Annotated in this window: 16 protein-coding genes; 7 read left to right on the top strand and 9 right to left on the bottom strand. The window is 34.6% G+C overall.

Going from position 1 to position 12,577, the window contains the following annotated elements; genetic code table 11:
- Positions 1–180 precede the first annotated feature (180 nt).
- A complete protein-coding gene (locus L950_RS35880; RefSeq protein ID WP_021189892.1) occupies positions 181–312 on the top strand; it encodes a hypothetical protein in 132 nt (43 codons plus the stop codon).
- A 251-nt stretch (positions 313–563) separates the two neighbouring features.
- On the opposite strand, the gene L950_RS30945 is transcribed toward L950_RS35880, so the two are convergent.
- The 5 genes from L950_RS30945 to L950_RS21000 all read right to left on the bottom strand — a co-directional run bounded on the left by L950_RS30945 (position 564) and on the right by L950_RS21000 (position 4,188).
- A complete protein-coding gene (locus L950_RS30945; protein WP_197086609.1) occupies positions 564–785 on the bottom strand; it encodes an NUDIX domain-containing protein in 222 nt (73 codons plus the stop codon).
- A 116-nt stretch (positions 786–901) separates the two neighbouring features.
- A complete protein-coding gene (locus L950_RS21015; RefSeq protein ID WP_021189889.1) occupies positions 902–1,378 on the bottom strand; it encodes a hypothetical protein in 477 nt (158 codons plus the stop codon).
- A gap of 182 nt (positions 1,379–1,560) precedes the next feature.
- Positions 1,561–2,085 (bottom strand): GNAT family N-acetyltransferase, encoded by a 525-nt coding sequence (locus tag L950_RS21010; protein ID WP_021189887.1) that lies wholly within the window; start codon positions 2,083–2,085, stop codon positions 1,561–1,563.
- A 619-nt stretch (positions 2,086–2,704) separates the two neighbouring features.
- Positions 2,705–3,184 (bottom strand): hypothetical protein, encoded by a 480-nt coding sequence (locus L950_RS21005; RefSeq protein WP_021189885.1) that lies wholly within the window; start codon positions 3,182–3,184, stop codon positions 2,705–2,707.
- 77 nt (positions 3,185–3,261) lie between these two features.
- On the bottom strand, positions 3,262–4,188 hold the full coding sequence (locus tag L950_RS21000) for a hypothetical protein (protein ID WP_156169796.1): 927 nt from the start codon (positions 4,186–4,188) through the stop codon (positions 3,262–3,264).
- A gap of 210 nt (positions 4,189–4,398) precedes the next feature.
- Between L950_RS21000 and L950_RS20995 the strand changes: the two genes are divergently transcribed.
- On the top strand, positions 4,399–6,705 hold the full coding sequence (locus L950_RS20995) for a hypothetical protein (protein ID WP_021189883.1): 2,307 nt from the start codon (positions 4,399–4,401) through the stop codon (positions 6,703–6,705).
- Between the two features lie 216 nt (positions 6,706–6,921).
- On the opposite strand, the gene L950_RS20990 is transcribed toward L950_RS20995, so the two are convergent.
- The 4 genes from L950_RS20990 to L950_RS20980 all read right to left on the bottom strand — a co-directional run bounded on the left by L950_RS20990 (position 6,922) and on the right by L950_RS20980 (position 8,194).
- On the bottom strand, positions 6,922–7,116 hold the full coding sequence (locus L950_RS20990) for a hypothetical protein (RefSeq protein WP_156169795.1): 195 nt from the start codon (positions 7,114–7,116) through the stop codon (positions 6,922–6,924).
- Complete coding sequence (locus L950_RS20985; RefSeq protein ID WP_021189881.1) at positions 7,101–7,421, bottom strand: hypothetical protein; 321 nt, start codon at positions 7,419–7,421, stop codon at positions 7,101–7,103. Before L950_RS20985 ends, L950_RS20990 begins: the two co-directional genes overlap by 16 nt.
- Before the next feature lie 87 nt (positions 7,422–7,508).
- Positions 7,509–7,895, bottom strand: a complete 387-nt coding sequence (locus tag L950_RS28910) for a hypothetical protein (protein ID WP_156169794.1) — start codon at positions 7,893–7,895, stop codon at positions 7,509–7,511.
- Positions 7,865–8,194, bottom strand: coding sequence for a hypothetical protein (locus tag L950_RS20980; protein WP_021189880.1), 330 nt, complete (start codon positions 8,192–8,194; stop codon positions 7,865–7,867). Before L950_RS20980 ends, L950_RS28910 begins: the two co-directional genes overlap by 31 nt.
- Before the next feature lie 506 nt (positions 8,195–8,700).
- Between L950_RS20980 and L950_RS20975 the strand changes: the two genes are divergently transcribed.
- The 5 genes from L950_RS20975 (at position 8,701) to L950_RS20960 (ending at position 12,448) form a co-directional block, all read left to right on the top strand.
- Positions 8,701–9,012, top strand: coding sequence for a hypothetical protein (locus L950_RS20975; protein WP_031288221.1), 312 nt, complete (start codon positions 8,701–8,703; stop codon positions 9,010–9,012).
- A complete protein-coding gene (locus L950_RS20970; RefSeq protein ID WP_031288219.1) occupies positions 9,012–9,359 on the top strand; it encodes a hypothetical protein in 348 nt (115 codons plus the stop codon). Before L950_RS20975 ends, L950_RS20970 begins: the two co-directional genes overlap by 1 nt.
- Before the next feature lie 84 nt (positions 9,360–9,443).
- The gene (locus tag L950_RS35875) at positions 9,444–10,055 is read left to right on the top strand and encodes an AarF/UbiB family protein (RefSeq protein ID WP_262507163.1); all 612 of its coding nucleotides are present in this window, start codon (positions 9,444–9,446) and stop codon (positions 10,053–10,055) included.
- The gene (locus L950_RS20965; RefSeq protein ID WP_262507162.1) at positions 10,010–10,765 is read left to right on the top strand and encodes an AarF/UbiB family protein; all 756 of its coding nucleotides are present in this window, start codon (positions 10,010–10,012) and stop codon (positions 10,763–10,765) included. The genes L950_RS35875 and L950_RS20965 overlap by 46 nt, the downstream gene beginning before the upstream one ends.
- A gap of 501 nt (positions 10,766–11,266) precedes the next feature.
- The gene (locus tag L950_RS20960; RefSeq protein WP_031288217.1) at positions 11,267–12,448 is read left to right on the top strand and encodes a hypothetical protein; all 1,182 of its coding nucleotides are present in this window, start codon (positions 11,267–11,269) and stop codon (positions 12,446–12,448) included.
- Positions 12,449–12,577 lie beyond the last annotated feature (129 nt).

The raw sequence follows: 12,577 nt of genomic DNA, 5'->3' as shown, positions 1-12,577 counted from the left end.
AAATTATGCTGACGATTTACAGGTAGTAAAATTAGAGCCGATGTCATTGGGATAGACAGTGTCAAAAACAAACGATTCGGATACGTACATTATCCGATCCTCCAATTTAATTATAAGCAACAACAAGTTCGTTTAGTAAAGGATTTAAGGAGTGTTGATCCCCAAAATGTACCTACTCATATGGAAATATATTATGCAGAAGACATTGGTGTTAGTGATGGTTTCACCGTTACTTATGCTATCTTTTCGATCATCAGCATCATCATGATCATCTTTGGCATTATCGTCATTCGTACTAAACATCTTTTCTAGTCTTAAAAAGCATTACAAATTCTCCGCTTAATCCTAAAATTTAAGTTCATAAACTTGGGCAAGTCTTCTAAGAATGAATTATTCAGACAGCTTATACGCTTCTATTAATGCTTCTGCGATAGGAACATCAGCAGGGGCTAGATTCCATTTTAATAAATCTGGAACTTCGATCCATTCTATTTGGTCATGATCCACCAGTTTGATTTCAGCATCTTCAGTTTCGCAGCGATAGGATATCAGTTCAATCGTTTTTAGATCGTACTGATGGATGACTGTTTTAAATGATTTTTAACTGTTACCCTCAAATCTAGTTCTTCTTGAATTTCTCTCGCTAAGCATTCCTCATAAGTTTCACCTTCTTCCAATTTCCCACCAGGAAACTCCCAGTATCCACCTAAAGATTTCTCGGGTTTTCTACGGCAAATCAAAATTTGCTGATCCTTTATAATAAGACCGCATAATACTTTTGTCATACCCATGAGTTTATTTGTTATTCCAATATTAATCTTCTTTTTTTTCCTGTATTAGCATCATGTCTTTTATATTTTCGAAGTGGTATTCCTTCGGAGTATGAGCGATTTGCTAAATATTAGGGGTTGATCGCCCCCCACATCACTGCACTAATTAAAAAGTACACTGCAAATGCAACAATAGCGACACCGATTGCTTTTAAATATTTAAGGCTTTTGCTGTCATCATTTCTTAGTAATTGTATATTATATATATAACCAAGAGCTCCAATGATGCCGCCTAGCGCTCCACCGCCAATAAATACGATTGAAAAGGGAAATATAACCAGTATAGCTTCATACCATTTAAGTTTCTCTACGATATTATATTTATTGTTATCGATTACCAATACAGGTACAATGTCAGGATATGCAGGTTTAGCGTAGGCCTTTACCATCTCGCCATTGCTATTTGGTATTAGAAAGGGTTTTCCTTTTTCAGTTGATCGCTCAACAGCTACGTTGTCTTTGCATATAATCTGCTTACCCGTCCAAAAAGCGATATCGAGTTCAAAATTTGATTTAGGAAAGGCAGGTAATGTAAATTGATGTTTCATTGAATGTTATTATTAATACTTTAATTCTAGTGTCGTTCTCAGAATCTTTATTGGGATCGACTGTTTTAGCTCTTCAGCCATTGCTATTTTTTGACCAAAATCTTTTCCTGACACAAAACGATAGAAGTTATGCTCAGTAAGCATCCAAGTAATATGGTTGCTTTCATTATTTAGCGTAATCATTAATCGGTTGATAAAATGGCGTAACCATAATTATCAGACCAGCCCGATTTTAAGGGTAATAATTTTCGTGTGTGTGCTTCTCGCAACATTCCAACCTTTTCTAATACATGAATAGAACCCGTATTTGCCACAGCACAACCAGCTTCTATTCTGTGAAGGTTTAAATCGTCAAAGCCAAAAGATATTATTCTTTTTAAACTTTCTGTTGCGTAACCTTTATTCCAAAATCTGGGATCCAATTTGAACCAGACTTCCGCATTTTTATATTTCTCTTTACCTAAAGTAATTCCGATTAACCCGATAAATTCGTTTCCTTGTTTTTGTTCAATAGCAAATACGTATCTTTTGTTTTCTAAAGTCCAGCCCTCAACAATTGTCCTTGTTTCATTTATATCTTTAGGAATTCCGAGCGTATTAAATTCATCAGTTTCAGCTAAACTGTGTAAGCGGTGAATATTTTCTATATCTTTTTCTGAAATTGGTCTTAAATATAATCTTTCAGTATTAAAATTTAATTCTGTCATTTTGATATCTATTTTGTACTTCTAGCTGGACTATTTATTTAATTATATTGCTCTTTATTGAACTTCTGCTTATGTAGATTATACTCAATTCGGGAAAGCATGATGTGAAGCTAAACTTAAAACAAAAAATGCTAACTCTTTACAGGTTAATATCAGCTTCATACCATCCCTTTATGGCATTTGCTAACGACTTCATTTTATCTGATTCAGAGATAAATAATCCGCGATCTTTTAATTGTTGAACTTGCTCCTCTATGGTGACCACGTTCTTTTACACATAGAATGTGGTTTTAAAAAAGGCCTATAAAGCAAAAGACACGCCCTGGGACGCTGTTCTTATGTGTAGCGTGGCGTGTACTGTTCATTCAAAGGTAAACATCGATTCTCTATTTTACAAAAATAAAAGTTTAATGATCATAAATATCATGTATCATTTTTTATAATACCCCAGAAATCACTACAGTCTTGATGTTGTTACATCGTTAAATTATTCGCATATATCGAAGTGTGGTATAATATATAATGTCCGCCATTCTTCACGAGGAAATCTTATTATAAAGCAATTTTAACAGATTAATACTGAGCCGAAAGAAATCGCTATTTGTTGTTATTAAGATTATTATTGATATGTCAGAAAGAGGTAAGATGAATTTTCTCCTTTCTGGAAGCCAAAAAATGATGCTATTTTATTTTCCTGTATCAGTATAAAATTTGGAATAGTACTTTTAGGAGTTACTTTGTAAATGTTGCATTTAAACTGATCATCAAGCTCACTAAATTTTGCGATATCTATGTCGCTGAATTGATTATACTGCTGGACAGTAAAATCTTCATTTAGAATATCATTTCTTAATAATAGGAAGTGATCATCACTTGCACTAGTACTGTCACGTAATTGCTGAATACTTTTAATAGCATTTGAATGTCCTTTTGTACCTTTATAAAAAATATACTTTTCCACCATTTTTTCAGGAGTTATATTTTTCTTATAAAGATTCTGATAGAAATCTTTGATTAATATCATCCGCTCAGAATTTTGTCCGATTACAATCGAAGAAAATAGGGTTAGTATGCTAATTATTATACTGATCTTTTTCATATACATTTTTTTTCTTCACTCAAAACTCAGCAGGTTTCAGGTGAAGTGGTTTATTTATTTAAACTGATCGGCCATCATCACTTTTCATCCTTTATATTTTGGACGAAATCACTGTATTGAATCGGTAACTTTTTTCTATGAAAGTAGAAATAGAAATCAAAAGAACCACCAATAATACCCTTACCTGGTAGATAAACGAATCGATCTATACCGCGGTCAAATTCAAATTCATGCCTGTGTTTATGCCAATTCGTATAGGTCCAGAACTGATAGGCAAGATTATTACTATTTAATTTTATCACCTTTGCTAAGTATTCTTTTCTATCCCGCAAATAATCGAATGATGAATAGGAATATGGCGATTCACCAATTGTATAAAGCGGAAAAATTTCTTTCGGATATCTTTTTTTAAAGATATGTTCCATTTTAAGAACTGAGAGAGGTTCCTGTTCAGTATTAATCGTTCCAAAACTATTTTGAAAAACAGAAGGCCTATTCCGGATAGCGAAAAACTGTAACAGGCAATGCTTAGATTTATAGTATTTTTTGTCAAATTTTTTTATAATCTGGTATTCATCAAAATACTTGTTCTTATCCCCATATTGTTTATCAAATTCAGAATAAGTATTTAAAGAGAAAAGTCTTTTTAGATGCGATAGTGTTATTAAATCATTACTAACACTATCTATGTTAATTTCTGTCCAATCACTGTTACTGGTTAAATCGGGCAGGACAGAAAGCAGCACAATATTAAAATCAATATTCGGATTCTGTAAGTCTCCATTTCTAATGGTATCGATGACGGGGAAAGTCAAGCAGAATAGTTCGACATTCTTTTTGATACCATATAATTTTTCAGTCGATAAATTATACTGATTAATGATGTAACCATCTGTCTGATCTGGTATCATATAATATTTAACTTGTGCAGACACACTGACCGGCACAAATAATAGTGGCAATAAAAGCCGGAAGATTGTCTTGCCAATTACATTTTGTAACAACGGTCCCATTTTATGAGTATATTTTCTTCGAGAATTATAAGATGTAAGTTACATAATATTTATTCAGAAGAAAACTATGCGCTTTATCAAAGATAGGCTGGTTCACTTTTTTACATAGTAGCTGAAACCGGGGATTTTTTGAAGGTTGTTCATATACTAACTTTGATTAGATATTTAAAAATTAAACAACACGACAAAATAATTATATAGATGAACATCGAGGAGTTAGAAAATTTATTTTATTCAGGTGATCTCGCACTATGCATAGAAGAAGGAGAGCAGCATCTTAAAAATCATCCTGACGATACAACGGTATTGTTTTTAATGGCTATTGCACATTACGATTATGTTTACCCAGGTCACCCGGAGCTTGTCTATGACACGATGAATCAATTTACGGTTCCTTATCTTAAGAAAATTATAAGCCTTGAGCCCGAAAATTCAGAAGCATTACAGCATATACTAAGTTATGCATTGAATAATGATTATAATTTAGCTTATATTAATCTTTCCAAAAGACACATCACGGCCGAAAAAAGGAACGATTATATCGGTTATGCACAACGTTTAATTCAAGATCCTAACCATGCAACATCTGGTTATGATTTCTTAATTAGGATTTATGAATCTGTCGGAGAAAAAGCGGCTGTTTTGAAAACGTTGGATGAAGCAATGGTTTTCTTTACCACATATTTTACAGCAGATAGAGAACAGCGTGATCAGTATAACGCGATCTTTCTGATGAAGAAGATTTATCTGCTACAGGAAAATAAATTAATATCTCCAGATGAAATCATTCAGGTTATAGCAGATCATATACAGAACATTGCCAGTGATGATGATAGCGACTACCTGTATCTTGCAGAAATAGCTTTTGAAAATGAAGATATGGCCTTGACAAAAGCCATCTTATTGAAATTGATCAGAGGTGTAAATAGTAAAGAGGATGTTTTAGATGGGCTAGTGAAATGGCACCAACGTTTCGATAAGCTGATTAAGAATGGACTTGTTGATGATGACGTGTTTTATTTCCAGTTAATCGTGGAGCGTAATCATTTTGAGAGGATGCATCTAAAGGCCGATTTTTATTATCATCATGCACTGAGGCTGTTGGATGCGCATTCCGATAAATTTTCGCTGTATCATTTTGCAGGCACTTATTTACATGAAGCAGCACGCCACACAGAAGCATTACCACTGCTGAGCAAAGCCCTAGAAATTAAATCCGCATCCATAACTTGGAGACGCTATTTTATATCCAAATATTTAGTAACAGGAGCAATCGATCTGGAACTTCCAACATTTGAAGATTTGCCTCGGGACCTGTACAATGACGGCGTTGAACTTAGCGAATTTATTACGGAGGAAATTACAGATCCGGAAGATCTTGCGTTGTTTCAAGCGATGTTATCGGGTCTTTATGAACAATCTTTTCATGCTTTCCAGGCATATTACGAAGAAGGTAGTTATGAAAGTGACTATCTCGGTAGCAGACACAATTGGGCCATGTGCTGCAATAACTATAGTATAGAACTTATTAAAAATGGATGTTATGGGACTGCAGCCAATGTGATCCATATTGGTCTGCAAAATAGTGAATTTGAGGAACTCCATCATACTTTATTAGATGCACTGATAAAACAAGGAAATTATCTCGATGCAAAAGTTGCGTTAGCAAAATTCTTTCGAACTTATACGGCAGAAGATTCCAACTTTTATTTATATCTAAAACATCAAGCCGATTATTTAGTTGTCAAGAATGGCTTAGGGGAGACTGAAAATATTGCTGATGAAGCACAGGAATTGCTATCTAAAATCTATCAGCACTATATCGTGAATCCAGATATTTCCGATTATGATTTTAGAGATTATGAAGCCGCGAAAAATACTGTTGAAGGACTGCTGTACGATATTTATGACGACGAACCATACGATGTTAAGATCGCTTATTATACGCATATTATTGAGCAGTATCCGCATGAAGCACATGCACCCTATGTGCTGATGCAAATTTACAATGAACTGGAAGACTACAAAAACGTCAACCATACCGCTCGATTATACTTAGCCAATAAGAAGGAGTTTATTATTAATGCCTTTGATAAAGCAAAAACGTTGTATATGATTATGAAAAGTCATTATTTCATGGAGGAGTATCCAGTAGGAATTGACTTTTTCACAGCATATGATTCTTATTGTGAAGAAACATTTGACGCGACGGAATATCTACAATGGTTGCTATATGGTATCAAATTATTTGCAGCTGACAATCAACTGGAACCCTTGCTTAGGTACTCCAATAAATTAAAGCATATTTATGAGACCGAAGATCGGGGATATGATGATATCTCCGAAGAAGTTCATCTGTTAGTGGCAAATGCTTTGTATGTCAGTGGCGATTTGAAACAAGCACATCAACATCTTGACATTGTATTGGGCTACAGTGATCATGTTGCTTTGGCAGATGAGTACAAAAAGAACTGGAAAAAACCAGGTTTATTCTCAAAATTATTTTAGTGATCACGTTGTTATCGTTTTTATACTAGAGCTAATTACAAGACAAGCAGTGCTAAAAAGTACTGCTTGTTTACGTTAAAATTGATATCTAGTCATCATGATTCAAAAATCCATCGATTGCCATATTATGAATTCGATCAAGAAATATGCTTTTATGATTTAAAAGAGGGGCGTAGTATTATAAGTTTTGATCCTCACAATCGACATAGCCACGCATTACTTTCCATTTACTGTAATTTTCACTTCATTTCCCTCTTGTAGACCACTAACACCTCCGCCAGTATATTTAACAGTGTATTTTCCTGGTTTGATCGTATAGTTTTTTGCAAGGTTATATACGGTACTGACGCAATCATGTGGTTGCACTAGAATATAACTTTCTGCAGGAGGTGGCATCACCCTTCTTGCCATAGGACCAGTAACTGCGTTTCTATTCCCTGTTCATCGACAATCTCCATATATTTTCCTAACATCGGTTCAAAGGGTGTTTCCCATTTACAAAACTGCTGTACCGTGTCTGAATGGTTGAACACAGAGAACGATAATAGTACGGAATCTGTGGAAAAATTAGTGTCAATCGCCTGTAGTTGTGTCTCCAGAGGAATTAACGTTGACGTAACACGTTTAACTTCAGTTTTGTCAGAAACATTTTTTTGATTTTGACAGCCCGTCACGAATATAGCTGCAAGAATTAAGAAAGAGAAGGGACGAATCATATGTATATATTTAATTATGCGTAATTACTGACTAGCAGTTAATGGATTTGGTTTTGCCTGTTATATCTAAATAAAAGAGATTTATGATCATTCCAAGCAATTTGCAGTAGATTTAAATCTGTATTTTGTCAATATGTGATACGGTTTTAATACAATTGCCGCAGATTGGCAATTAACATCTCGGTTAGGAACTGATTCCGGATCAGGATTAGTGGATGCTTTTGATCGTATTGTGAAATTTTTCTCCAAACATTTAACCGGCTTCTCCGCTATGAGATAAGTTCGATTTTCTTTGATGTTATCCTTTGTTGAGCCTTCTGGACCATCATCAAAAGACCACGCGGTACTGGTACTGTAAGTGAAAAATAAAGTACTGTCCTGTACAAAATAACGATCTACAGCTTCATAATGATCATACTCATTATAACTGTGGACAATTAGTTTCAGGTTACCATTTTTTGTAAAGTAACCCACCGTCCCATTTTTTCATCTTTGCACGAATATTTAAAGGTCGTGGAATCCAATTGACCATCTTCGAGTTCTTTATTGACAGCTGCATAAGCCTTTTTTATAGCATCGATATTAAGAAGAGGTGTATGCTCTTCTGCTGATCTTGTGGGTGACAGTGTATCAGTATTATGAAGAGTTGTATTTGTTTTGCTTTTATCAGAACCTGCTCGATCTGTACATGCAATAACAACACATAAAATGATCAGAGGTAGCAACATCTTCTGCGGTGGCAAGATCTTAAGTATTTTACGAGTTTTCTGCATATTGACGGAATTCCTATTTATATCGATTAAATGCTTAAAATGATTATATAAGATTATAACAATCCTGATATAAAAATGTTCATCCACCCTTAAGTATAGCTATGAGGCAGACTTTGATATCGTAGCTAAAGATATCCGTTCAAACGTATAGAAAGAGAACCTAGACCATCTCGAGGAGAAATAACTTATTTGAAAAAGCTATCGGTCAGCATTGAGGTAGTTATTGATAAACTACGGCAAAAAACAGACGAGATTGGATATAGAAACGTATAAGTACAAATAGATTAAATATACATTTTCGGCAATCTAACCCTTATGTTGGATCCGCTCATGCTCAAATAATGAGTAAACAGTTAAAATTCCAAAATCGGCCTTAAATAAGATTAAACCTATATTTTACCATTAGTCATCTATTGGATCATTGATATAGTGTAAAATTAAACCTTATTTTATTAAGTTGGTTTAAAATATGACTAAATTGTGTATGGTAAGATATAAATACAAAGATGGAAAAGGAAAATCAAATTACAGCAGATAAAATATTTGAATTGTACGGAGAGTACATTTTGAATCACGGCGAGCGTCCAAAAAATATTTACCTTTTTGCAAAGGATAATGATTTTGAAGAAAAAGACTTCTACGATTATTTTACAAGTTTCGAGCAGATTGAAAAATCAATGTTGGTCAATCTTTTTGAAAAGTCCGTAGCATTGGCGTCAGAAGTTAATATTTCTGGTAAGATTACGTCGAAAGAAAAGCTTTTGAACGTATATTTTATCTTTTTTGAAAACATGACGATGAACCGTTCGTTGGTTTGATGATTCTGGGGAATGACAAATTACATGCTGCAAAAATTTCAGATCAACTCAAAGAAACGCATCGAAATTTCATCAAAACACTCGATTTTAACGATTGGAGCATAATTAAAGAATCAAAAGATGATGTGAAAAATTTTCATGACAAGGCTAGAGAAGAAGCATTTTGGCTTCATTTGGTTTCTGCCATCGAGTTTTGGAAAAAAGATACCTCGCCATCATTCGAAAAAACAGATATTTTCATTGAAAAAACAATTGATACAGGTTTTGAATTGATGGATAATGAACCATTGCGAAAAGTAGTTGACCTTGGGAAGTTTTTATTCAAAGAGAAATTTAGAAAAAGTTAAATGACACATCTGCATTAAAATCCGACTGTTTTTCAATCAACATGATGGAAATTCTTGACGTCTATTAGCAATGAAATTTTAAAAATGAAAACACTCCATAAAATACCCACAGGAAAGTTAGAAAGAACGGGCAGTTTGCTGAAAGCAGGCGCCAAAGTTGGCGTTAATTACATCAAATATTACGGAAATAAAATTACAAAGGATAAAGATGAAGACGAAGCTCGAAAAACTTTAAATGAAGATAATGCGACCGATATTTACGATTCTTTAAAAGAATTAAAAGGTTCTGCTCTGAAAGTAGCTCAGATGCTGAGCATGGAAAAAAATATTCTTCCGCAAGCCTATGTAGAGAAATTTTCTTTATCGCAATTTTCTGTTCCGCCACTTTCCGCAGCTTTAGTAAAAAAAACTTTCAGAAAGTATTTCGGTAAAAATCCGGAAGACCTATTTGATGAGTTTACAGATGAATCTGTTAATGCAGCGAGCATCGGACAAGTTCATAAAGCCAAGAAAGATGGTCAAGACCTTGCAGTCAAAATTCAATATCCTGGCGTGAGGGAAAGTATTTCAAGTGATCTGAAAATGGTTAAACCGATTGCGATGAAGATGTTTAACATCAAAAAGAGGGGTCGGAATCGTATTTTCAGGAAGTGGAAAATAAATTGTTTGAGGAGACAGATTATGATTTGGAACTGAAAAGAAGTCAGGAAATTTCTGAAAAATGTGCTCATCTTCCTAATCTCGCTTTTCCTACATATTATCCAGAATTTTCCTGTGGAAGAATCATCACGATGGATTGGATGAACGGAAAGCATTTTTCAGAGTTTACAAAACTAGATAATTCTCAGGATGATTTGAACAAGATCGGACAGACACTTTGGGATTTTTATATGTACCAGATGCATGTTCTGAAGCAGGTACACGCCGACCCGCATCCCGGAAATTTTTTGGTTTCGGCAGATAAAAAGTTGCTTGTGATTGATTTTGGTTGCATCAAAGAAATTCCGAATGATTTTTACAAACCTTATTTTGAATTGGCTGAACGTAAGAATCTGGATAATCCTGAATTTTACAAAGAAAAATTATACGAGCTTGAGATCTTGCTTGCTCATGATTCTGCAGAGGAACAGGAGTTTTTTACTAAATTATTCTACGAATTGCTGGAATTATTTACAAGACCTTTCAATGTCGTGAATTTTGATTTTTCTGATGAAACTTTCTTTCAGGAAATTGCAGATTTAGGTCAGCGGTATGCGAAACTGAGTAATATAAAAGGGATGAACACCAACAGGGGGTCGAAACATTTTATTTATCTGAACCGCACATTTTTTGGATTGTACAATATGATGCACGATCTGAAAGCGCAAAATATCGTCATCAATCACTATAAAAATTTTAAACAATAAATGCCTTCTAACTTACCTTCGAAGATTTGTGTAGTCTGCGGATTGTGCTTCAACTGACGGAAAAAAAATTAGCGAGACGTAATCTCCGCTTTTATTGCGGTAAATAATAGCTGTAATTACCGCATATACTTTAGAAGCGATGGCAGTCTATATACAAGGACGACATAATAGGACATATTTCCAATGGAAACACCAGATGATCCTTAATTTATTAAGCGAAGTTCGATATCTGTAAGGAAATCTTATTCGAAAAGTAAAGTTGCAAGGGTTCGAATTAACTGACTATAAGATATATCACCTTTTATCAAGATCATGAAAAGCCATTCTGCCAAGAATGGCTTTTATTTCTTAAATATAATCATCATCAATAACATTTTAATGTTATTTTAGGTGTAGATTAATGATAGACCATTATGCAACTGACCAACCAGATACTATTTAACCCTTATTTGATTGCTAGTGCATTGGAGCAAAAATCGAACAGGTAATAAGATGTTTTCAATGAACAAATATATCCTACTTTTTATTTTAGTTCTATCTGTATTACAGGTCTTTTCCCAGTCCACATACTCCAATACTTCTGACAGTACGGCATTATACCCGAAAAAATATGGGACATTCAAAGATTACGCATTTTTGCTTAATGGAAAGCTTATCAAGCGAAAGGCCTTGCTTAATAATCCAGAAGCTAAGCTGAATAATGTTTTCTCGAACAGTATTACACTGGAAGCTAAGCGTTATGCCGGAGCAGTATATTTTCATACGGAAGAGCGGTATGCTCCTCATGTCCGATATGCCGATCAACCGGCCTATTTCATTAATGGCAGACAGGTTAGTCCTTATCAGATCCGGTTGATCAAGTTGGAACTCTATAAGCGGATCTCGAAGTCAGTACAGGATACAACGATAAATGGTGGCCTTTACCGGGGTTCTATACATGTAGATACCGATGAAGATTTTTTTGCAGACCGTATTGCCTTGCCCGATCTTATTGAAAAGTATACCGGTTTAAAACCTGAACTGGTCACCGTTCGTTGGCTCGGTTCTCAAAACCTATATAATAGTGAAAATGATACGGGTACGATAATCCGAAGTAATTTTCCACTGTATTCATTCAAAATCGGTAATTTATCCGTTGAGAAAATAGAGGTAGATCGTGTCCACTTCGCTCAGGGTAAGCGGTATGTGGTTCATCTTAGTGATTACAGTTATAAATGGAGTAAATCTAAAGCTGCATTATTCTTTGAAGAGCCTTTGGCTCTTGATACGGTATTTCCCTGTTATGTTTCGGACTATGATATGCAAGAATATAGTATTTTTACTCACGCAGAAATTGATCCGATGGTCTATAATGGTCTAAATTTTTACCTAAAGAAATTATCATCGACAATGGAACTTCTTGCAGTTAAACCGAGTACGGCTACACAGCCTGATTCGATTACCGTTCAGTTTATCGTGATGAAGAATGGTATGATTACCGCTCTAAGCAGTGTCGAATCAGATAAACCTGGTCATGGAGACATTCTTTCTGCTATAAAAAAAAATGCCTGTGTCTGGTCTCCGGCCATAATGGGCGGTAGACCTGTTTTTTGTCATAAAAAAATGGTGATCTTCTATAGCATAGATAATAATGGAAAAATTCAATCATTAGATCGTGTTGAATACCGTTATGATCATCATTAACCGAATATAACCCACAGATATTTCAAATTTTGATGAATCACAGCTTAGATTCTAAATAAGCTGCAATATCACATTGGGGTGTGACTCAATAAGGTGATCTAAAGGACACTAATATTGTGCTGCTTATTT

The sequence above is a fragment of the Sphingobacterium sp. IITKGP-BTPF85 genome (assembly GCF_001006065.1).
In the GTDB taxonomy this organism is placed as follows: Bacteria; Bacteroidota; Bacteroidia; order Sphingobacteriales; family Sphingobacteriaceae; genus Sphingobacterium; species Sphingobacterium anhuiense.
The sequence above is the reverse complement of the archived record's forward strand: the minus strand, read 5'-3'. Positions and strand labels throughout refer to the sequence as shown.